21 protein-coding genes are annotated in these 21,052 nt (G+C 33.8%); 4 read left to right on the plus strand and 17 right to left on the minus strand.

What is annotated here, in order from left to right; genetic code table 11:
- Positions 1-240: 240 nt before the first annotated feature.
- The 3 genes from CBP76_RS11340 to CBP76_RS11350 are packed head-to-tail and all read right to left on the minus strand — an operon-like array spanning position 241 to position 4,242.
- Entirely contained in the window at positions 241-1,971 is a 1,731-nt protein-coding gene (locus CBP76_RS11340; protein WP_102196970.1) for an ABC transporter ATP-binding protein, read from the minus strand.
- Complete coding sequence (locus CBP76_RS11345; RefSeq protein WP_102196971.1) at positions 1,968-3,731, minus strand: ABC transporter ATP-binding protein; 1,764 nt, start codon at positions 3,729-3,731, stop codon at positions 1,968-1,970. The genes CBP76_RS11340 and CBP76_RS11345 overlap by 4 nt, the downstream gene beginning before the upstream one ends.
- 46 nt (positions 3,732-3,777) lie before the next feature.
- A complete protein-coding gene (locus tag CBP76_RS11350; RefSeq protein ID WP_166667260.1) occupies positions 3,778-4,242 on the minus strand; it encodes a MarR family winged helix-turn-helix transcriptional regulator in 465 nt (154 codons plus the stop codon).
- A gap of 145 nt (positions 4,243-4,387) precedes the next feature.
- On the opposite strand from CBP76_RS11350, the gene CBP76_RS11355 reads away from it, so the two are divergent.
- Positions 4,388-4,930, plus strand: coding sequence for a GNAT family N-acetyltransferase (locus tag CBP76_RS11355; RefSeq protein WP_102196973.1), 543 nt, complete (start codon positions 4,388-4,390; stop codon positions 4,928-4,930).
- A 56-nt stretch (positions 4,931-4,986) separates the two neighbouring features.
- Here CBP76_RS11355 and CBP76_RS11360 read toward each other — a convergent pair whose 3' ends face one another.
- Positions 4,987-5,670 carry a GTP pyrophosphokinase gene (locus CBP76_RS11360; protein ID WP_102196974.1) on the minus strand — a complete coding sequence of 228 codons (684 nt, stop codon included), beginning with the start codon at positions 5,668-5,670 and terminating at the stop codon, positions 4,987-4,989.
- A gap of 24 nt (positions 5,671-5,694) precedes the next feature.
- Positions 5,695-6,927: a cytosine deaminase gene (gene codA / locus CBP76_RS11365; protein ID WP_102196975.1), complete on the minus strand. Its 1,233-nt coding sequence runs from the start codon at positions 6,925-6,927 to the stop codon at positions 5,695-5,697.
- A 200-nt stretch (positions 6,928-7,127) separates the two neighbouring features.
- On the opposite strand from codA, the gene CBP76_RS11370 reads away from it, so the two are divergent.
- On the plus strand, positions 7,128-8,480 hold the full coding sequence (locus CBP76_RS11370; protein WP_102196976.1) for a cytosine permease: 1,353 nt from the start codon (positions 7,128-7,130) through the stop codon (positions 8,478-8,480).
- A 118-nt stretch (positions 8,481-8,598) separates the two neighbouring features.
- On the opposite strand, the gene CBP76_RS11375 is transcribed toward CBP76_RS11370, so the two are convergent.
- From CBP76_RS11375 to hxlA, 7 genes are all read right to left on the minus strand, one after another.
- Positions 8,599-8,922 carry a PTS fructose transporter subunit IA gene (locus CBP76_RS11375; RefSeq protein ID WP_102196977.1) on the minus strand — a complete coding sequence of 108 codons (324 nt, stop codon included), beginning with the start codon at positions 8,920-8,922 and terminating at the stop codon, positions 8,599-8,601.
- 32 nt (positions 8,923-8,954) lie between these two features.
- Entirely contained in the window at positions 8,955-9,800 is an 846-nt protein-coding gene (locus tag CBP76_RS11380) for a PTS system mannose/fructose/sorbose family transporter subunit IID (protein WP_102196978.1), read from the minus strand.
- Positions 9,801-9,802: 2 nt separating this feature from the next.
- On the minus strand, positions 9,803-10,660 hold the full coding sequence (locus CBP76_RS11385; RefSeq protein WP_102196979.1) for a PTS mannose/fructose/sorbose/N-acetylgalactosamine transporter subunit IIC: 858 nt from the start codon (positions 10,658-10,660) through the stop codon (positions 9,803-9,805).
- A 45-nt stretch (positions 10,661-10,705) separates the two neighbouring features.
- Positions 10,706-11,203 carry a PTS sugar transporter subunit IIB gene (locus tag CBP76_RS11390; protein ID WP_102196980.1) on the minus strand — a complete coding sequence of 166 codons (498 nt, stop codon included), beginning with the start codon at positions 11,201-11,203 and terminating at the stop codon, positions 10,706-10,708.
- A gap of 14 nt (positions 11,204-11,217) precedes the next feature.
- Entirely contained in the window at positions 11,218-11,649 is a 432-nt protein-coding gene (locus CBP76_RS11395; RefSeq protein ID WP_102196981.1) for a PTS sugar transporter subunit IIA, read from the minus strand.
- 352 nt (positions 11,650-12,001) lie between these two features.
- A complete protein-coding gene (gene hxlB / locus CBP76_RS11400; RefSeq protein ID WP_102196982.1) occupies positions 12,002-12,565 on the minus strand; it encodes a 6-phospho-3-hexuloisomerase in 564 nt (187 codons plus the stop codon).
- A gap of 26 nt (positions 12,566-12,591) precedes the next feature.
- Entirely contained in the window at positions 12,592-13,221 is a 630-nt protein-coding gene (gene hxlA / locus CBP76_RS11405) for a 3-hexulose-6-phosphate synthase (protein ID WP_102196983.1), read from the minus strand.
- A gap of 165 nt (positions 13,222-13,386) precedes the next feature.
- On the opposite strand from hxlA, the gene CBP76_RS11410 reads away from it, so the two are divergent.
- Positions 13,387-14,172, plus strand: coding sequence for a DeoR/GlpR family DNA-binding transcription regulator (locus CBP76_RS11410; RefSeq protein ID WP_102196984.1), 786 nt, complete (start codon positions 13,387-13,389; stop codon positions 14,170-14,172).
- Positions 14,173-14,195: 23 nt separating this feature from the next.
- Here CBP76_RS11410 and CBP76_RS11415 read toward each other — a convergent pair whose 3' ends face one another.
- Together CBP76_RS11415 and CBP76_RS11420 are read right to left on the minus strand one after the other, a co-directional pair.
- On the minus strand, positions 14,196-15,179 hold the full coding sequence (locus tag CBP76_RS11415; protein WP_102196985.1) for a LacI family DNA-binding transcriptional regulator: 984 nt from the start codon (positions 15,177-15,179) through the stop codon (positions 14,196-14,198).
- 321 nt (positions 15,180-15,500) lie between these two features.
- Complete coding sequence (locus CBP76_RS11420) at positions 15,501-16,928, minus strand: MFS transporter (RefSeq protein WP_102196986.1); 1,428 nt, start codon at positions 16,926-16,928, stop codon at positions 15,501-15,503.
- 72 nt (positions 16,929-17,000) lie between these two features.
- Here CBP76_RS11420 and CBP76_RS11425 point away from each other — a divergent pair, with 72 nt between their 5' ends.
- Positions 17,001-17,531, plus strand: coding sequence for a PadR family transcriptional regulator (locus CBP76_RS11425; RefSeq protein ID WP_102196987.1), 531 nt, complete (start codon positions 17,001-17,003; stop codon positions 17,529-17,531).
- Between the two features lie 79 nt (positions 17,532-17,610).
- Here the strand turns inward: CBP76_RS11425 and CBP76_RS11430 are convergent, their stop codons facing one another.
- From CBP76_RS11430 to CBP76_RS11440, 3 genes are all read right to left on the minus strand, one after another.
- On the minus strand, positions 17,611-18,462 hold the full coding sequence (locus tag CBP76_RS11430) for a DegV family protein (protein ID WP_102196988.1): 852 nt from the start codon (positions 18,460-18,462) through the stop codon (positions 17,611-17,613).
- Positions 18,463-18,464: 2 nt separating this feature from the next.
- Entirely contained in the window at positions 18,465-19,001 is a 537-nt protein-coding gene (locus CBP76_RS11435; RefSeq protein ID WP_102196989.1) for a DUF1836 domain-containing protein, read from the minus strand.
- A gap of 180 nt (positions 19,002-19,181) precedes the next feature.
- Positions 19,182-20,975 carry a hypothetical protein gene (locus tag CBP76_RS11440; protein WP_102196990.1) on the minus strand — a complete coding sequence of 598 codons (1,794 nt, stop codon included), beginning with the start codon at positions 20,973-20,975 and terminating at the stop codon, positions 19,182-19,184.
- Between the last annotated feature and the right edge of the window lie 77 nt (positions 20,976-21,052).

The raw sequence follows: 21,052 nt of genomic DNA on the forward strand, positions 1-21,052 counted from the left end.
AATGCTCCTCATTATAATTAATAATTAAGTCTTGTTAACGCCGTAAGTTTATAGCATGTTTAGACAACTGTCAATCTATTGAAAATTTAAAAAAATCAAAAAAAACGCTTACCATCATTATAAACTATTGTCAGACAAGCATTCATCTTCTAATCAAATTTTTTAAAATTATAAAAAAAATCCCATTTAACAATCATTTAAAATGATCGCTAAATGGGATTTTATTCAAAATGTATTTTATTACTTAGTAAATTGACTATTATACATATTGCTATAAAAACCATTAGCTAACATCAATTCATCATGAGTTCCACGTTCAATTATTTCACCATCTTTAACAACCAAAATCAAATCAGCATTTTTAATAGTTGAAAGACGATGGGCGATGACAAATGAGGTTCTATTCGTCATTAACACGTCCATTGCTTTTTGAATTTGTTCTTCTGTTCTGGTATCAACTGAACTGGTTGCTTCATCCAAAATCAGCATAGGAGCATTTCTAATCAAAGCCCGAGCAATTGTCAAAAGTTGTTTTTGCCCAACTGACAGACTTACTGAATCATCTAATATAGTATCGTATCCCTTTGGCAAGGTTTCAATAAAGTGATCCAAACCAACAGCCTTGGTAGCAGATTTTATTTGTTCATCAGTTACATTGGCTTGATTATAAACTAAGTTATTTCTAACAGTATCCTCAAATAGCCAGGCCTCTTGTAGAACCATATCAAATTGATTTCTAACCTCAGAACGTTTCATATCTTTAATATCAACGCCATCAATCATAATCTTCCCACTATTTATGTCGTAGAATCTCATTAATAGATTAACGGTGGTAGTCTTACCAGAGCCAGTAGGTCCTACAATAGCAACTTTTTGACCAGCTTGTGCCTTGAGTGAGAAATTTTTAATGATTTTTTGACCAGGTAGATAACCAAATTCTACGTTATCAAACTCTACATTACCTTTAGTACCTGAAATACCCTCCTTTTTATTCTGATCATCAACAACCTCATCTTCATTCAAAAAACCAAAGACTCTTTTCATAGCGGCTTGTGCTGATTGCAAACTGGCAAAAGCTTGGGTGATTTGCGATAGTGGTTGTGTAAATAATCTGACATAGATCATAAAGGCAACAATCACACCAATTGTAATATGACCATTAAGAACCAAAATAGCTCCTACCACACTGACCATTACATAACCAAAATTTCCAATAAAATTCATTAGTGGTTGCATGATTCCTGAAAGAAATTGAGATTTCCAAACATTTTCTTGCAGATCATCATTCAACTCTTCAAATTCGACTTTAGCTTGATTGGTATAGTTATAGGTTTTTACCACATCATGTCCAGAATATATTTCTTCCAAATAGCTTGAAACATCTGCCAATTTATTCTGTTGATTGTTAAAATACTTCTGAGATCTACCAATCAAGAATATTGTTAAAACAAATCCAAATAGTACCGAAAGTACAGCTGTTATACCCAAAGTAGAATTAGTAGTAAACATCATGACTATACTACCAATTAACAAAGTTATTGCTGATACTAAGATACCTAAACTTTGATTCAAGGATTGTCCAACTGTATCCAAATCATTAGTTACTCTACTTAAAGTATCGCCTTCGTTATGAGTATCAAAATACTGCAATGGTAGATTATTGATTTTTTCAGTAATTTTAGTCCGTAGTTTTTGAGTGAACTTCTGTGTGATAGTTGCCATAATGAAGCCTTGTCCATAAGACAAAACAGCAGCCACAATATAGATAATTGAAAGCATCGTTACAATTTGCATAACTTTAGTCAAATTGATATTGCCAATTAATCCTTTTGTAATCAAATCTGTAATTTTACTCAATTGATTAGGACCAATAATGGTTAAAATACTACCCGCCATTGCAAAAATGACGGCTATTATTAATGGCACAAAATATTCTGAGCCGTATTTCTTAATTCCGTCTAATACCTTCATTCAGCCAGTTCCTCCTTCGATAATTGTGAATAAGCAATTTCTTGATAAACTTCATTATTCTTTAGTAACTCGGTATGTGTACCTTGCCCAACAACTTTCCCATTATCTAAGACGATGATTTGATCGGCATCCATTATGGTACTGATTCTCTGAGCAATGATAACTTTTGTAGTTTTTTCAGCATTCTCTTTCAAAGCCGTTCTCAATTTCTTATCAGTTTCATAATCTAAGGCAGAGAATGAATCATCGAATAAGAGAATCTCTGGTTTCCTAGCAATGGCCCTAGCGATGGCTAACCGCTGTTTTTGACCACCAGAAAAATTATCACCATGTTGAGCTACTTTGGAATCAAGCTGTTGATCCTTTTGTTCAACAAAATCTCTTGACTGAGCAACATCTAAAGCTTGATAGAGGTCTTTATCAGATTTTTCAGAATTATCTGTCGAGCCAAAATCAATATTCGAACGAATCGAACCACTGAATAACACTGCTTTTTGAGGTATATAGCCTAATTTATTATTCAAATCGCTAGTTGAATAATTTCTTACATCAATTCCATCTACCAAAACCTCACCTTTAGTTGTGTCATAAAGTCTGGGTATTAAATTCATAGCAGTTGACTTACCACTACCAGTCGAGCCAATAAAAGCAATCGTTTGACCCTGTTTAGCTTTAAAACTCAAATTATGAACGGCGTCTGCTTCTGCACCAGGATATCTGAAATCAACATTCTTAAATTCCAAGGTTCCCTCTTCATCCACTTTCTTTAATGTTTCTGTTTTCATTTTAATAGATGGATTTACATCCAAAACTTCGTTAATTCTAGACACAGATACTGTTACACGTGGTAGTAAAATGAAAATAATCGAAAGTAATAAGAAACCTAGAATAACCTGCATAGCATACGAAGAGAAAACAATCATATTACTAAATAAAGTTAATCTGGCTGTTCCAGTCGTGGCCTGATTAATAATAACGGCTCCTATAGCATAAACCGCCAATGTTAAAGCACTAGAAATAAAACTCATTCCTGGATTCATCAAAGCCAAAACCCGATTAGCAAATAAATTAGTATCGGTTAAATCCTTATTTGCTTTATCAAATTTATTATTTTGATAATCTTCAGCATTATAAGCATGAACAACTCTAATACCTGATAAATTTTCACGTGTTACTAAGTTCAAACGATCCGTTAAACTCTGAACCATTTTGAACTTTGGTTGAACCATTAGAAGTATAAAAGTTAACATAACTATCAAAATGACTACTGCTACAGCAGTAGCAGTGGTCCATTGCCAACCCTTATTAGCAATTTTGGTAATAGCCCAAACAGCTGTGATGGGAGCCTTAATGATAACTTGCAATCCCATAGCAATAAATTGTTGTAGTTGGGTCAAATCATTAGTTGATCTTGTTAAAAGACTTGATACAGAAAATTTCTTGATATCCTGAGTTGAATAATCCATCACTTGATTAAAAACATCTTTTCGCAATCGAGCTGTAAATCCTGCAGCCACATGTGCCGCAAAATAACCAACTATAATAGAAGCTATGGCACTTAAAATTGAGAATAAGATCATCATCATCCCTGGTTGCAAAATTTGATTGATCGTAGTTCCCTGTTGTTCCAATTTTTCAGTGATGGTAGACATATAGCTAGGAATTTCCAACTCTAACCAAACTTGTAGGATAATGAAAATCAAACTTGTGCCAATCATTGCATATTCTTTTCTATTCAATCGTTTAAATAATTTGAACATTTATTTCCTCCTCTAGTTCGCATGCGAACTATAGCTATAAAAAATACTACTTCGTATTTTTTTTAATTTGATTTAACACTTTAAAGAAAACTTTTAACTCATCAGGATCAATTCCTCTTCGTAAAGCCTCTTCTGTTTTAGTAGCCTGTTTATCAATTTCATACATAACATCCATAGCATGACTGGTCAGATTCAAACATTTTACCCTTGCATCTTCAGCAGATGGCGAAGTATAGACTAGTCCGTTCTTTACCATTCGATTAACCAAACCACTAGCAGTTGACTTACTGATAAACATAGCCTTTTCAAAGTCTTTTTGAATGATTTGTTTATCTCTATTGGTATACATAAAACCAATGGCCATTCCTTGCAAACGAGATACTTGATCTTTACGTCCATCATTTTCAAACTCATGCTTCATAAATTTTTCATCATGATGATGAATATAATGAGAAATATGTAGTGACAAATTTCGTATATTATAAACAATCGTTTCCTTTGCATCAAACATTGTTTTCACCTCATTTGTTCGTATGCGAACTATATTAATCTTTCTATAAACTAAAGTCAACATATTTTTTTAAACAAAACAGTTTACACTGACTAAATAATAGTTTATTATTCATATTCTAATTAAGGATTTGGAGATAAAAATAATGCGTCAAATTAAAACGGATAGATTAATCATACGTCCAATTCAAACACAGGACCATGATGACTTACAGAAAATTTTATTAGACCCTGAGGTGGTACGTTACACCAGATATCGTAATATACAAACCCCAGATAATTACGATCTTATTTTTAGAAATCATTTCTTGGATACCCCATACACTTTTGGGATCGAAACCAAGGAAGACCATAAATTCATTGGTTTTTATGAATTTCATCCTGAAAATGATACCGGAATTTTAACCTATGCATTGTCGCAAAATACTTGGGGAAAAGGTTATGTTGCCGAGGTCGGTACAGCTATGATGACTTATGGATTTGAGGTTTTAGGTTTCAATCGCATTGAAGCTCATTATGCTAGTCTTAATCCCCGTTCGGGACGTGTAATGAAAAAAATGGGTATGCATGATCTAGGTTCAATTAGCTCCTCTGTTTCCCCACATACTGATAAGGTACGTGAGGTCATGGCATACGAACTAACCAAAGAAAATTGGTTTTTAAATAATAGTAAAGAACAAGCCGTTTAAAATATTAAAGACAAAAGGGGACCTGACATGATAGTCAGGCCCTCTTTTTACTGTATTTAAATTAAATCTTTATGAATCTTTTGCATACCACGTTCAATTTGTTCTAATTCAGTGGCGTAACCTTTCAATTGGTCACCGTATTTATTAACTAATGAACTATCAACGTCCGTTTTATAACGTAATTTGTGTTCTAAACTGGCCCACATATCCATTCCAATAGTTCTTATTTGAATCTCAACTGGTACATCGACTGGTCCTTCAGCTTGAAACACCGGAACCTTCACGACCAAGTGTAAGCTACGATAACCACTAGCCTTAGGATTGGCAATATAATCTTTACGTTTTAATAAAGTAACATCAGTTTGTTTAGTTAATAATTTTTCAACATTATAGATATCATCCAAATAATTAGTAATCACACGAATTCCTGCAATATCATAAATATTTTTTTGAATACTTTCAGCAGTTAATTCGTATCCCTTACGGTCAGCCTTTTGTAAGAGACTCTGCATTTCTTTCATTCGCGATTCCATATGGTGAATGGGATTATAATCGTAATTCACTTGAAATTCGGAATCTAAGTTTTCCAATTTAGTACTGATTTCTTTTTGTCCAGCTTGATAAAGCTGATACATTTTAATCAACTTACTAAGCTCGGCCAAACGAGGACGATTTTCCATATCGCCTAATTGTGACTGCAATTTTCTTAAATTAATAACATTCTGTCTTTCTAATATCATGCTTACATCCTTTTGGGGAACATTTTAAATATATAATTCCGTTTCAGCGGGTTTGGTTTTACCAATAATTTTTCCATTATGAACCGACAATAATACTGAGGCACGACGGTTCAAGGCATCATAGAAATTATGTGCATTCAAAAGAACAAAGTTGGCTGGTTTACCAACCTCAATTCCATATTGATCGTCAACTTGCATTACCTTGGCACCATTAAACGTTATAAATTTATAAGAATCCATAATTTGCTGATGTCCCATCATCTGAGTAGCATGTAACCCCTCAGCCAAAACATCAAACATATTGCCATTTCCCATTGGATACCAAGGGTCTTTAATATCATCCTCGCCAAAAGCAACATTAATTTCATTTTCAGTCAATTCCTTAACTCTAGTTAAACCTCGACGTTTAGGATAAGTATCGAATCTTCCGCCAAGATACATGTTAACTAAAGGATTAGAAACAAAGTTCATATTAGACATTTTCAATAAACGCATCAACTTATACATATAAGCATCGTTATATGAACCCATAGCGGTCGTGTGTGAGGCAGTTACACGTTCACCGACTCCACTTTCATATGCTAATGTTGCTAATGTTTCCAAACTTCTTGAGTTTGGATCATCGATCTCATCTGTATGAGCATCAAACAGCAAGTCATTGTTTTGTGCTAATTCAAAAGCAAAACGAAGCGATTCAACTGAGTATTCATGATTAAACTCATAATGAGGAATAGCTCCAATTACATCTACTCCCAAATCAACAGCCTTCTGCATCAATTCTTTACCATCAGGATAAGACATAATACCCTCTTGGGGAAATGCAACTATCTGTAAGGTCATCCAATCTTTCACTGTTTCACGTACATCGATCAATGCCTTCAAAGCTTTCAAAGTTGGATCGGTAACATCAACGTGTGAACGTACAAATTGAATACCATGGCTAGCTTGCATCTTCAAAGCCAGAATTGCTCTTTTTTTAACATCTTGATAGGTCAAATCTTTTTTACGTTCAGACCAAATACGTATTCCGTCAAATAAAGTACCATTTTCATTCCATTCAGGTTGACCCGCTGTTAAAGTTGAATCTAAATGAACATGAGGATCAACAAATGGCGGCAATAACAACTTCTCGTGTCCAACAATTACCTCTTCATTCTCATTTGGATCCAAGTGATCAGCTATCTCAATAAATTTACCATCTTGGATTCTGACATCCTGTGCAGGATAGTTTTGAATTCTGACTTGCTGCAATAACATGGCATGCGCTCCCTTTGACTTTTGGTCTAGTATACAATTTCTAAGTTGACAAGAACAACCATCTAAATTAAAATTACAACAACATAAATATAAATTTTCTTTTTAAAAGCAGTCCAGAGAGACTGACAAAAGAGCGGTAAATTGTGGACTAGGACTGCTCAAAAGCAGTCCTATTTTACTGTTCAAGATAGGGGTTAAACATGGCAAAAAAAGAGCATATACAAACAACCACACCTGATCAAAGAGCAATGTCCAAATGGGATATGTTTGCCACCTGGATCGGTGCTAATGCAAATAATGGGACCTGGTATATTGGTGGTGTTATCGCTGCCGTTGGATTAATTAAAGCTTCAAGTCTATTAGTAATCGTTGGATCAATTTCTTATGTATTATTAGCCTTGGCATCATACATGGGCTACAAAACCGGGCTTCCAGCTATGACTTTGACAAGACCATCATTTGGAATTAAGGGTTCAATCCTTCCCTCAATTGTAAATGTTGTTCAATTCATTGGTTGGGCTGCTATCAATACATTCATTGCCGCTACATCCATTAGCTTTATTCTAAAAAATATTCTTGGATGGGACAATTCATCATTCCATAATCAATTTAGTATTATTATTGGAATCGTTGTGATGTCAATTTTACATTTAGTTAGTATTTCTTTAGGCGAAAAATCTGTTAAATGGATTGAGCGAATTGGTATTATTCTGGTAATAATATTAGTAACTTGGGAATCAATCGTCGTTTTAAAAACTGTTCCATTTCAAGACATTGTCAAATGGCAACCAGCAGCCAAGTTTCAATTGCCAAGCGGAAAAATAGTAGATATTCTAGCTGCCTTCAACTTAGCCTGGGTGACAGCTGCAGCCGATTTCAGTCGCTTCACTAAAGACAAACGTGCAGCAACCACGGCATCATTTCTCGGTGCCAATATTGGATTATTCTGGTTTGCTTTCATCGGATTGATTGCCACAATTGCTACAGCCATTACTATTAATAAGTTTGATCCTAATAACGCTGACCCTAGTACCATCGCAGCAAAATTAGGACTAGGTATTCTAGCTATGTTGGTAATTGTTATTACCAGTACTACAGCTAATGCCGTTAACTTAATGGCCGCAGGTTCTGCTTTAACGAATATTTTTCATCGCTTAAAATTAACCCCTGCGCTTTGGATTGTTACATTAGTAGCCACTGTAATGACTTTCATACCAGTTTATATTGCCAGTTTCTTAACCACCTTTGAAACCTTTCTAGATGGTATCGGTATGTTCTTAGGGCCTGAAATTGCAATTTTTTTAATTGATTTCTTCTATATTAAAAAGAAGCAGTACCTAGTGGAAGAGTTCTCTAACCCTCAAGGTATTTATTGGTACACCAAAGGGGTTAATCCTATTGCTATAATTACCTGGCTAATTGGTGTTATTAGCTATCTTGGTTTAAATAAGCTTGACTTTATTATCAATACTATTGGTGCTACCTTCCCGGCTATGATTATTAGTGCCGTTTGTTATTACCTTGCTAATAAATTAACTATCAAAAATATTTGAATTTAACTTCGAAAAAGGTCCTTCCCATTGAATTGTTTCAATGGGAAGGACCTTTTTAATCATTTTCAACAAACTATTTATAATTCAATAAACTTTTCAAATACAAGAAGGGTGAAACTCATTTATTGATTTTGAATTTTGTCTTTCCGTGACTTTTTAAATAGTAAATTTTATTCTCATAATCCTCAATAACTGCTTTGATATTCTGCTGACCTTTCCAACCAGTATATCCAAAAAGCAGCATTCCTATAGAACCAATTATGAATAAAATTATTCCAAGAATGTTTATCCAAATATTTGTAGTATGAAAAAAATAAATTAATACAATTCCAATTCCACTAATGGCAGTAAAGAGTTGAAACCAATATCCGATGTTTTTCAGCATATGCTTTTGATAAGCGATTTCCTTTTTATAACCATCATGCATTTCTTCAATTGTCATTTAATTTACTCCTTTCTTTTTAATGTGTTTTCCTAATATGATAATCCTGGATTAAATACTCCCAGCAAAACACCAACTAATGAAACACCAACTAAAATAATCATTGTCCAAATTGCAGAAACATGCTTCTTTGACATTAACCACCAGCAGAATAATGTTATTGCAACTGTCAACAATCCAGGATAAATACTATTCAATTTATCTTGAAGATTTAAGAAAACTTTTCCATCAGAACCACGTAATTTGAATGAGGTTGTAACGTTAACCCATGTAGCTAGAACGCCACCAACAACCATACTACCTACAACACCAACAGCATGACGAACGGCTGCACCTTGGGCACCGACTAGAAAACTAACTGCCTTGTCACCAAACTTATAACCTCTAAAGTAAAGAAATCTTTGACCAAAATAAGCAATTAAAACCCATGCAACAATATAGAATATTGCTCCAACAGGAGAACCACCTGTTGACATACCTAACGAAATACCTAACAGAATAGGAATCAAGGTACCATCAATTAATGAATCACCAATTCCGGCAATTGGTCCCATCAAACCAGCACGCATATCATTGATTGTCTCACCATCAATTTGTTTACCATTTGCACGTGCTTCTTCCATACTGGCTGTGATACCAACAATAACAGTTCCCAACATAGGATTTGTATTAAAAAAGGCTGTGTATGCATGGATGGCTTTTACTTGATCATCATGTTTTGGATATAATTTCTTAATGATTGGAAGCATTGAGGACATATAACCAAAAGTCTGCATATGCTCTTGCGAAAAACATGTTAAAGCTCCCCAAAACCATAAATGAAAAGAATGAGATAATGTTTTTTTATCAATTGTTTTAATATCTTCAGTTTTTTGCATTATTAAATGTCCTCCTCTTCGTCATCATCATTTCCAGCAGAAACTGCTCCAGCTGTCGGTGTATTAGAAGATCCTTTTGCCATTTCTACTTCATAGAAAATAACGGCAAATAGAAGTGAAATGACTGTTACTGAAACAAGGTTCAAATGTAATGATGCTGCTAGAGTAAATCCAACAAAAAATGGAATAAAATCAATTGGTTTGCTTACAATTTGACGTAACAAAATGGCAATACCAACACATGGAAGCATCCCACCAACAGTAAATAGTGTTTTCATAGCAACACCATCCATTGGTAAAGCATTACGTAAAGCGGTAACAGCGGTTGAACCGTAGTATGTCAAAAACATTGTAGGTAAGAATGAGAAAATTGCATGAGAAATCCATGGCCATCCAAAGTTGACCGAATAAAGTTTACCTAGTTTTCCGTTTTGAACATCCTTCCATCCAAATGACTGCCAAACTAGGTTTAATGTAGCAACAGCATAAAATAGAACGGTACCAATAGTACCAACTAAAGTACCAACAGATTTTGCAAGATCGGCTGCTGAACTTCCTGTAGGAGCAAGTCCTTTTGAAGTAATTGCAACCATTGCCAAAGGAATACCAATATAAGAAATAGCACGTACATCAGCAGAAACAGTACCACCTGGAGTTACCAAAGCGATGTAAACCAATTGCATGGCAACACCACAAGCAATACCTAGTTTTAAATCACCCAGTATAAGACCACATACAAGGCCACCAACTAAAGGACGTCCAATTGTATAATTACCTACGGCCTGTCCAGCCATACATGAATTAGAACATAGACATGCAAACAGACCTAAAATAGCAGCTTGAAACCAACTTATTGCCATAATAATTAATCCCCTTTTCTGAATATAATATTTTATTCATATTAATTAATAGCCAAATTTTGATTTAAATTTATCCCAACTACCAATACGTTTATCTGGAAGTAATGCAAAATCTACCTTATAACCAGACTTTTCAATTGCTTCAAAAGCATCCGCTTCTTCCTGTGTGAATGATTGATTATCTCCGAGCTTAATTGCGCCCTCTCGATCATTACCAGGTCCTACATTAACAGTCGTTACTTCACTTGGTTTAAATCTCCAATCAACTAAAATGGTTTTCATATCCAGTGGGCTTTTTGTAATCAGAAAATAACGTGTATCTGAAGCCAAAACCTTATCTTTAACTTTATTAAAATGGTCCATTGTCCAAACAAAAACCTTTTTATCAGTAACTGCAGCTTTATAGGCTTCCTTTAAAATAGGATTAGTAGCGGCTTTATCATTTATTGCAATAATCCCATCACATGGTCTTTCCTTTCCCCAACGAGTTGTAATAAGTCCATGAATCATACGATCATCAATTCTGACAAAAGAAACTGACATTTTAATATCCTCCTCTAAATTTCATCATCTGATGAATCATCAGATTTTGATTCAAATTCCTTAATTGCGCTTGACCCCTCGGACAAGGCAACTGACTTTAAAGTTTCATTATCCATGGCATCCTTTGACAGTAAAGTTGTAAGTGCCATAGGAAAATTCATACCACCTAAAACAAGGCTATCTTGGAGTTTGCCATGTTCTTCAAGAATATTGCAGATTGTGGTTAAAGGGCTGCCACCGATTAAATCAGCTAGGACCACGAATTTACTATTTTCAGGCAATTCATCAATGGTTTTATTAAATCTCTTGCTTAAATGATCTACCGCTTCATCTGGTTGTAAACCCACAGCTATTACAGAGTCCATTGATTCTTTTGCGAACATTCCTAATGTTGTTCTTAAACCCTTTGAAAATTCACCATGGCTTACCAAGATTAAATATTTCATTACCCCTTTTCTCCTTTCTATAAATTTTTATTATTAAGTTAATTCGCAAAACTAAGTCCTATACCATTTATCATATGTCAACGCGTTGATATTTTGCTTTAAAAAAGAGTCAACGCGTTGACATAATGCACTGAACTTTCTTATTTTTATTTAAAATAAACAGTTTTACATAGAAAATCCAGAATTATCAGTGATTGTAAACGGATTCAGTTTACGAACTCAATAATATCCATTTTTATAATTTTTGCAATAGCTTTTTTAAAAATTGTTTTGTGTTCCCAAAATATTGGCTATACCAATTTTGGTGGGACTTTTAGTGTCCACGCAAGAAACTCCTTATCGTTAAAGTGTTTCATTCCAAATTTGCATGGCGTGGAAACATGCTTTCAGTAGTTTCCGTCATCAAATTCATTAAATTTAAAATTATAGAATCATAAGTCAACCAGCTCAATTGTTCAAAAAGTGACCCCATGGGTTGAATCGATTTAACTGTATCCATATTGTTTGTTACCTTTTTAGGTGTCTCTCCAGGTACGACGACAATAACGTCAGACATTCTTCCAATTGGAGCTTCAGGATAAATAGTAATTGTAGCTATTCTAGCTCCGGCAGACTTTGCCTTTTTTGCATTATCCACAAGACTAGTCGTAGCTCCGGACCCAGAACCTATAACCAATAAATCATTTTTACCAATTGATGGTGTCGTAGGCTCTCCTATGAAAAACGATCGAATATTTAGATGCATTAACCGCATTGCAAAGCCACGAGCGGCATAACCTGATCTTCCAGCACCAGCGACAAAAACTCTGTTGACCTCTAAAATTGTTTGTGATATTTCTTGAATACTTTCTTCAGAAACTCCTGAACTATATTTATCTAATTCTTGAATAATTGTTTTCATATTTTTAGATTCCATATTGATCTCCTTTCATTATTGAATTATTAATCATTGATTTTTTCCGCCAATTTCTTTGCTGCTAAAACTGAATTCTTAGCATGATTTATTCCACCACCGACAATAACAATATCAGCTCCTGATTTTTTATATAGATCAACCGTATCAGCTTTTATACCTCCAGCAACTGATAATATCGAATTATTGCTTAAAGATTTTACCTGTCGTAAAGCATCAATTGGTGTTTTACCAACTGCCTGTTCATCAACACCAACATGAACGCTTATATGATCAACTCCTGCAGCCTCTAATTCAGGAATCCTTTTATTCAAATTCTCAATATTAATTGTATCGACAAAAATAGATTTATTATATTTCCTAGCTGCTTTAAGGCATTCCTTAATTGTCAAAATATCCGTTAACCCAATCACGGTACAATAATCTGCCCCTGCTTTGAAGGCCAAACCCGCTTCATAACTCCCAGCATCTACAATCTTAGTATCTGCCAAGATTTTCTTTTCCGGAAATCTCCTTTTGAATTCTTTGATAGCTAATGATCCATTCTCAATAATGAAGGGTGAACCCATTTCAAATATATCAATATAATTTTTAACTTTTTCACCCAAATCTAAAGCATCTTTCAATGAAATATCATCTAAAGCCAATTGCAATTTCAACAGTTCTCCTCCTTGTGTAAGCGCTTAAATCAATTTTATTATAGTGTTTTTGTGTCATGTTGCAACTAATTATGTTGTTTTATCCAAAAAATTACAACATAATTGTTGTTATTGAACTTTTTCAATTCCATTTAAACTATACTTAATTCTATAAGGGGTGTGACAATGGCTAAAAAAGCAGATATTCGCAGAAAAAATATAGTTGAATTGCTTAATCAAAATGGGACTATGACAATAACGGAACTATCAAAACATTTTGATGTTTCCAGAGAAACAATCCGAAGAGATTTACAAATACTGAGGAGTTCTGGAAATATAAAAAAATGGTATGGTGCTGTAATGCCACAAAATGATTTCAAAATACTGACTGTTGACCGACGATTGTCTCAGTACCAAACTCAAAAGCAAATCATAGCAGATGATGCCTTAAAAAGAATTGATCAACAAACGGTTATTTTTATTGATGCTGGCAGTACAGCATTATTACTGGCACGGAAAATGATGAAATTGACTGGATATACAATAATTACTAATTCTTTTCCTGTAATTAATGAACTAGCAACAAGTAACAACCAAGTAATCAGCATTGGTGGTAAAGTTGACAAACTAACCTTCTCCGCAGTTGGTACACAGGCCTTAGGATTTTTGAATAAAATAAAAATAGATGTTTCATTTTTAGGTACTTCTGGTTTTGCTCAACATCAAGGACCAACAAGCAATAGTTTTGACGATGGTGAAATAAAACGAAAGATCATTGAAAATAGTAGATTAAATATAGTTTTGGCTGATAGTTCCAAAACATCATATTCTTCACTTACCTCATATGCCGATTGGCACAGTATTGACTATTTAATTACTGATGATGAAATTGATGATGATTCGTTAAAAAGCTTAAATGAAATGACCGATGTTATTATTGCGAAAAAAAGCCCTAACAATTTATTTCATTAGGGTTTTAAATTTACTATTTAATTTTACACACTTTTTCCGGCCCATAGTTTCACGGGAAGTATCTTATCGTGCCCATAAGTTGGATTCTTTATTCTTTTCATTAACATATCGACAGTTGCTTCCGCCATTTTATCAATTGGCTGTACAATCGTTGTTAAACAAGGATTCATTACTCTAGTTACATCTGCACCATCATATCCTACAATTTTCAAATCATCTGGTATCTTATACCCAAGATTATGAGCGATGTCCATAACCCGGGCTGCATCAATATCATTTGATATGAACATGCCATCAATATTAGGATTATCTTTAAATATTTTCATAATTATTTTTCTTTTTTTTGAATCTGATAAATCGGGATCTATAGAGTAGACAATTGGTTTTAATCCATGTTCAATCATTGAATCAACATAAGCACGTTTTCTTTCCTGATTCTGTGGTGGTCCTACAAGACTTTTGGGATCATTAGTATGAACAATATTTCTTGCTCCATTTTTTATTAACAGTTCTGTAGCCATGAGACCGCCATTATAATTATCCGATGAAATTATAGGAATATCATTATTAACTCTTCTATCAATTGCAATAATAGGCATATTAGAATTATCATATTCACTAATTCCAGTGTTATGTGACCCTACGATTAATCCATCAACTTGATGTGCTAACAAATCTTGCAGATATTTTCTTTCAATATTTGGATCATTCAAGGCATCTCCTACCAGGACCCTATATCCTTTCTCAAACAATCTTTCACTTATGACAGATGCCATTTGTCCAAAAAAGGGATTTGCCAAAGTTGGAAATATCAAACCAATCATCTTTGTTTCTTGTTTAAATAATTGCCTTGCTATTACATTAGGCCGATAGTTTAGCTGCTCCATGGCATCATAAACTTTTTTTATGGTCTTTTCGCTCAAATATCCACGTTTATTTAAAACTCTCGATACAGTGGTCTTTGACACACCCGCTAATTTTGCAACATCATCAATTCTTACAGTCATTTTTTTACCTTTTTATTCTTAATTATCTTTTATCTTAGCATTAAAATAGTTCTCACTTTAGGAAGATTTTAATATTACAGCCACTCTTCGTATTGTTAGGCATAGTTAAACAGAAAAATAACTATACATCGTGATGATTATTCAGTATGACAAGAACCGATTAAAAGAATTTAAATATTTGATTATACTACCACCGAATTGATTCAAAACATCTTTTTATGCTTAAGCCTTTTATATAATTTTAAAAAAATCAATGCATACAGAATATTCTGTGTACATTGATTTTTTGGCATACCTATCAAAACATAACAATATTATTTCCTACTTTTCTGTTCTACGTGAAACTCTTCTATTCCATAAAAGAATCCCAATCAATAAAATAACGCTAATTAAGCATGACAGTCCAAAGGTTATATGCATACCGTCAATAAACAACTGTGGATTATGTGGCGTATAAGACTTAACACGATTACCATTCAATATCGACATTGAGCCAAATAGTAATGTAGTTGACATCGCTGATCCAACAACCATTCCAACAGTTCTAGCCAAACTATAAACACTGCCGGCTGATCCATAATCTTTCTCATCAACATTATCCATTACTAGAACATTATTAGGTGAATGAAATAATCCATTACCTAACCCCGCCAAAGCAGCACCGACTGCGAAAATTAAAACAGTATTATTTAATCCACTTATCACATAAAAGATTTGACCAAAACTAATAATACTTAATCCTATCAAGGTTATTTTAAATGGATCATGTTTATCAGCTAGACTCCCTGATATTGGAGCAATAAATAATTGAACTACTGGGAAAATTAACAAAAAGAAACCACTAATCAATGGACTGAAACCACGGGCATTTTGCAAATAAAATGGTGCTAAAACGTCAAAAAAGAAATCAACTATAAAAACCATAAAGCTTGCTAACAACTGAACTGTAAACCATTTATTTTTGAATAATTTCACCGGTAAAATTGGTTCAACCTGTTTTCCTTCATAGTTGTATAAGACTATCAAAAGAACCAAACCTACAATTGTCAGTGACAATATTCTCCAATCAAACCACCCAAATTGTTGACTTAACAAAATTCCCACAAACATACTAGTAAAACCAACTAACAAAATCAATGAACCAATTAAATCAAAATTGTCATTCTTATAAGTTTTATCAAAACTGCTTGGTAGATATTTTATTAAAATTATTATTGCAACAAATCCAATAGGAACATTTAACCAAAAAATAATATGCCATGGAAAAAAATTTAACAAAATTCCACCTAAGCTAGGGCCAATTATTCCTCCAAGCGATACAAAAGAACCCATCCATCCTAATGCCTGACCGCGTCTATCGTCTGGAAAGATCTCCACAATAATTCCATTTGAGGTCGCCATTGTCATAGCCGCACCAATTGCCTGTAAACTTCTTGAAATAATCAACGTCAACCAACTAAAAGATAAGGCACAAAGAGCAGAACTAATAACAAAAGTTATTGTTCCCCACTTAAAAAATTTAACTTTGCCATACTTATCTCCCAGTTTCCCAAAAATCATCAGGCTACTACTCATAACAATCAGATACATCGTCACAACCCAATTAATTAAACTCATGTTAGTTTGCAAAGCCTTACTAAGAACTGGTAGAGCAACAGTTACAATGCTACTATCAAGTGTGGACATAAATGTAACAATTCCTATTCCAATCAAAACCATAGATAAATTTTTATTTTTTATTTGTTTCATAATCGGCCTCAATACTATATATTAATATATATAGATTAATATACATTAACTATCTAGTAAAGGAGATTTTATATGGCTCGTCGTAACACTTTACAGTACATGATTTTAGGACTATTAACTCGAAAAGAAATGACTGGCTATGATATCAAACAAACCTTTGATAAGGAAAAAGCCGAGTTCTGGTCTGCTCCTTTCAGTCAAATATATCCCGAATTAAATCGAATGCTAACCTCTTCATTAATTGAATTAGCTCCTAAAGAGAATGAAAATTCTCGTAAAAAAGCTTACCAGATCAGTGATATAGGTCAAAAATATTTTAGACACTGGCTTTATTTGCCATTGTCATCTGAAACAGTGATTTTAAACAATGACGATCTAATTTTACGTTTACATTTTTTAGGTGAAAAACAAAAAGATCAAATAAACCAATTGTTAGAAATTAGAATCCGTACTCTTAAAATGGAAGTTTCACAATTGGAATTGGAACTAGCAGAGGTTATTAACTATCCTGAACAGTTAGGTAGGAAATTAATTATTGAAAAAGAATTAGCTAATAAAAAAGTTGATATTAAACTTTGGAACAAGGAAAATAGACAACAATAATAGGGGCGGCAACTTAAAATTAAGTTGCCGCCCCCATTTTCGTTAATACAGACTGCACATATTCTTTCACGTTCTTGGATTATATTTTAACGATTCCAACACCAATTAATCCTGGTCCTGTATGTACTCCAAGTGCTGGCCCAACTTGACCCAAAAACTCCTGCTTACCTTTAATATTGTTTTCATGCAATATATCAAGCATCTTTTGACCGCCAATCTCATCGGCACCGTGTCCAATAGCTAGCAGATAGTCACCAGTATTGTCCTTCAAAAAATCTTCCGCTAAGTTAAGTAACAACTTTTGACCCTTTTTCATTCCACGCGCCTTTGCAGCAATCGTGTACGAACCATCATCTTTGCAAGTAATGATTGGTGCTAATTTTAATACTCCACCAACTGCTGCCGCAGCAGCACTAATTCGTCCGCCAGCGCGTAAATACGTCAAAGTTGGAATACAAAAATAAACAACTGTATTAGCAATCATTTTTTCAACATGTTTTTCAACTTCTTCAAAAGTTCCACCAGCATCAATTTGATTCTTTGCGCCAACAGCAATCAAACCAGCAGCAATAGCAACCTGTTTAGTATCAAAGTATCTAGTAGTAAATCGATTATCATCTTCTAAAAAGACTTTCAAAAAGTTAAATGTCCCACTTAAACCTGAAGAAACTGAAATTGAAATAATATGGGTATATCCATCATCTGCAATTTGATCCAAAGTCTTTTGGATTGATTCTCCAGAAGGCAATGATGTCTTAGGAATTTCAACTGGCAAATTATCATAAACTTCTTTAGCTGAAATATCTACTCGATCAAGGTACGTTTTGTCATGGTATATGATTTGCATTGGCAACTCATAAATACCATCTTTTTCAAGATATTCCTCTGGTAAATCACAGCAGGAATCTACCAATACAGCAATCTTTTCCATTATTACTCACTCTTTTCGTTTGAATTGTTCGTTTCGATCATTAATATTTTTTTCGTAATTAACTTTGTTGCAAAGGCTATTGTAACCATTTCAACTAATAAGTAAGCTGACGATTGGTCTTTTTCGGAAAGAATTTGTCCTTCTTCACGATGATTGAGCATCTTTAAGGCAATTTCTTGTTTGTCACAAAAGAAATCATATGCCTTAGCAATACCACCATTTAGTTTTGTCTGAATTTCCAAACCATCTTGGATGTCATTGATTGAAACAACTTGTTTTAAGAAGGTTATGGCTATTAGATACGCTAAGTGTTCCCGGGTATATCGTTTTTTTTCTGGATGTGGCAAGAGACCATTTTTTACATAGTTATTGACCATTGAAGTAGTGACAACTGGCCCATCATCTAGCCAAATAGGGCCAATATATTTATCAACTAATGTCAATAATTGATCACGGTATAAATCCAACTCAGGAAGATCTTCAAATCTTGGTAAATGATAATCCTCCACTTTGTCTAACCATTCTTGTAACTCGTCCATAAAAAAAGCGCTCCTTTTGTAATTACAATTATAATTTATCATAGTTATGTTAACTATTCAATCTAGTTTTAAAAACTAGATGTAATTATATTGAAAAAACATGATACAAAAAAATTCAGCAACCAAATTAATGGTTACTGAATTAATTTTTATCGATAGTTTATACTGTTTTTTCAAATTTTATTTATCTTCTAATCCACTAATAGTAACAGATGTAGAAATATTAACCGTATTACCAGATACCGATCCTGAAAAGCTAACATTATCTCCATCCCTTACAAAAACATTCTTAGGATCATTTTTGCTTGAAGCATAAAAAACTTTATCGTCGTTATCTAATAAGAAAATAACATTATCTCCATCAACAACGACTCGTTTTACAGTACCACTAAATGATTTCTCAACACTATTATCAGATGAACTAGCTGTAGTAAGTCCATTGGAAACTAGAGCCCGATATTTGGTCAATGTTGTTTTGGCATCACTACCCACGGCGACAGTACTTTGCGTACCATTTCCATTCGCCAAAAGATAAACATAAGACATAAATGCACCATTTGAATCAATCATTGATACGATCCAGGTTGGTTTGCCATCAATTCGATAAAGCAAAGGCATGCTTGCTTTCCACTGAGTCTGTTTCATTCTATTTTCAGCAAGACTCTTGGCCCTATTTGGCGTCATTGCATCATCTTTTTCACGGTAAAAGTACGTCTTCCCATTTCTTGCATTGACATAGATGTAACCTAATACCGACGTTTGTTTCTTGTTCTTACTTGTCATTGAAGCAAAATAATATACTTGACCTTTATATGAGATAGGTGTGAATTCTTTATCTGGACCTTCAGTTCCTACATTATCTACTGCTTCCATAACGCCAGTCCTTGATCCACCTATACCATGAGCATTCCACCAGCCGTTTCTATCATTGCTGAAAGATGCAACTTTACTGGCAGCAATTCCGGGATCAAATGTAACATCCAACCATTTAGGAGCATCTTTTTGTTTTATAATTTTAGTTTTTCCGGTCTCGGCATCAACCATACCCACCCAAGACTCTTTATAATTGGGAGAACTCGTGATCCCATATGTTTTATATAATGTTTTTACATAGAATGGTCTACCTTTTTCATCGACCTCTAGTTGAGCATCACCACTGGTCAATACTAAATTGGCTCCTTTGACTGCCGAATAAATCCGCCTATTAACATCATGCCCAAAATAAGCCGATGGCGTATAAGCCATATTCTTTTTTATAAATTTAGGATGCGAACTCTTTGATGTTGCATCGACAATGAAATATCCGGGTACTTTCTTATAGTGTACATATCTAAAAAAATCTCCCTCAAAATCAAGTGGTGCAATATAAACTAGTTTTCCATGATAAAACTGTACTCTTAAATGATTTAAACTATATACATTTGAATCTCTGACATTAGAAAGAGAGTTTTGCAATTGACTGCTAACTGTTTTATTGGAATTAACAACTGGCACTTCTTTTTTGCTAGAACTGATTACTGGCATAGGAGCATTTTTTACCTGCTGAGATTCTTCAACATTGGTTGTCCTAGCAATCGCTTTAGCAAAAGGTCCCATATTTACAACCACACCCATAACAATTATCAAAATAAGTGCAAGAATAATTGTAAAACCAGGTTTTACGATATATTTAGAATTAATTTCTGATCCGCCATGCGCACTACGAACTCTAAACTTGCTTGGACCAAGTACTAGATACAGCACCCCAAAAATGACTGCACATAACAATAGATTAACAAGATTGTATAAAATTACATTGTATAAATAAGCCCCTGGTAAAAATATAAATACATATAGATACTGAAACAAGAAAACAATAATCTGCAATCCAACATAAATACCAGTATGTTTCCTGTCAAGAACAATAGCCAAAATCATCGGCAAAAATGAAAGTATTCCAAACTTCAAAGTCAAAATCAAAAAGTCATAAAACATAAATAAACCCTCCCTAGTAGTCATAGAATATCATAGTTCGATTTAAGAAATACTTTTAAAAATTAAAATACAAAAAA

Source organism: Companilactobacillus nuruki (genome assembly GCF_002872255.1).
GTDB lineage: Bacteria > Bacillota > Bacilli > Lactobacillales > Lactobacillaceae > Companilactobacillus > Companilactobacillus nuruki.

Bases quoted from the DNA above. Each gene is read 5' to 3' on its own strand.
- CBP76_RS11440 (WP_102196990.1), bottom strand. From the start codon at position 20,975: ATGTTTTATGACTTTTTGATTTTGACTTTGAAGTTTGGAATACTTTCA.
- CBP76_RS11385 (WP_102196979.1), bottom strand. From the start codon at position 10,660: ATGGCAATAAGTTGGTTTCAAGCTGCTATTTTAGGTCTGTTTGCATGT.
- CBP76_RS11395 (WP_102196981.1), bottom strand. From the start codon at position 11,649: ATGAAATATTTAATCTTGGTAAGCCATGGTGAATTTTCAAAGGGTTTA.
- CBP76_RS11420 (WP_102196986.1), bottom strand. From the start codon at position 16,928: ATGAAACAAATAAAAAATAAAAATTTATCTATGGTTTTGATTGGAATA.
- CBP76_RS11430 (WP_102196988.1), bottom strand. From the start codon at position 18,462: ATGGAAAAGATTGCTGTATTGGTAGATTCCTGCTGTGATTTACCAGAG.
- hxlB (WP_102196982.1), bottom strand. From the start codon at position 12,565: ATGGAATCTAAAAATATGAAAACAATTATTCAAGAATTAGATAAATAT.
- CBP76_RS11435 (WP_102196989.1), bottom strand. From the start codon at position 19,001: ATGGACGAGTTACAAGAATGGTTAGACAAAGTGGAGGATTATCATTTA.
- CBP76_RS11370 (WP_102196976.1), top strand. From the start codon at position 7,128: ATGGCAAAAAAAGAGCATATACAAACAACCACACCTGATCAAAGAGCA.
- CBP76_RS11410 (WP_102196984.1), top strand. From the start codon at position 13,387: ATGGCTAAAAAAGCAGATATTCGCAGAAAAAATATAGTTGAATTGCTT.
- CBP76_RS11390 (WP_102196980.1), bottom strand. From the start codon at position 11,203: ATGTCAGTTTCTTTTGTCAGAATTGATGATCGTATGATTCATGGACTT.
- CBP76_RS11340 (WP_102196970.1), bottom strand. From the start codon at position 1,971: ATGAAGGTATTAGACGGAATTAAGAAATACGGCTCAGAATATTTTGTG.
- CBP76_RS11380 (WP_102196978.1), bottom strand. From the start codon at position 9,800: ATGCAAAAAACTGAAGATATTAAAACAATTGATAAAAAAACATTATCT.
- CBP76_RS11350 (WP_166667260.1), bottom strand. From the start codon at position 4,242: ATGTTTGATGCAAAGGAAACGATTGTTTATAATATACGAAATTTGTCA.
- CBP76_RS11355 (WP_102196973.1), top strand. From the start codon at position 4,388: ATGCGTCAAATTAAAACGGATAGATTAATCATACGTCCAATTCAAACA.
- CBP76_RS11360 (WP_102196974.1), bottom strand. From the start codon at position 5,670: ATGATATTAGAAAGACAGAATGTTATTAATTTAAGAAAATTGCAGTCA.
- CBP76_RS11425 (WP_102196987.1), top strand. From the start codon at position 17,001: ATGGCTCGTCGTAACACTTTACAGTACATGATTTTAGGACTATTAACT.
- CBP76_RS11345 (WP_102196971.1), bottom strand. From the start codon at position 3,731: ATGTTCAAATTATTTAAACGATTGAATAGAAAAGAATATGCAATGATT.
- codA (WP_102196975.1), bottom strand. From the start codon at position 6,927: ATGTTATTGCAGCAAGTCAGAATTCAAAACTATCCTGCACAGGATGTC.
- CBP76_RS11415 (WP_102196985.1), bottom strand. From the start codon at position 15,179: ATGACTGTAAGAATTGATGATGTTGCAAAATTAGCGGGTGTGTCAAAG.
- CBP76_RS11375 (WP_102196977.1), bottom strand. From the start codon at position 8,922: ATGACAATTGAAGAAATGCATGATGGTTATAAAAAGGAAATCGCTTAT.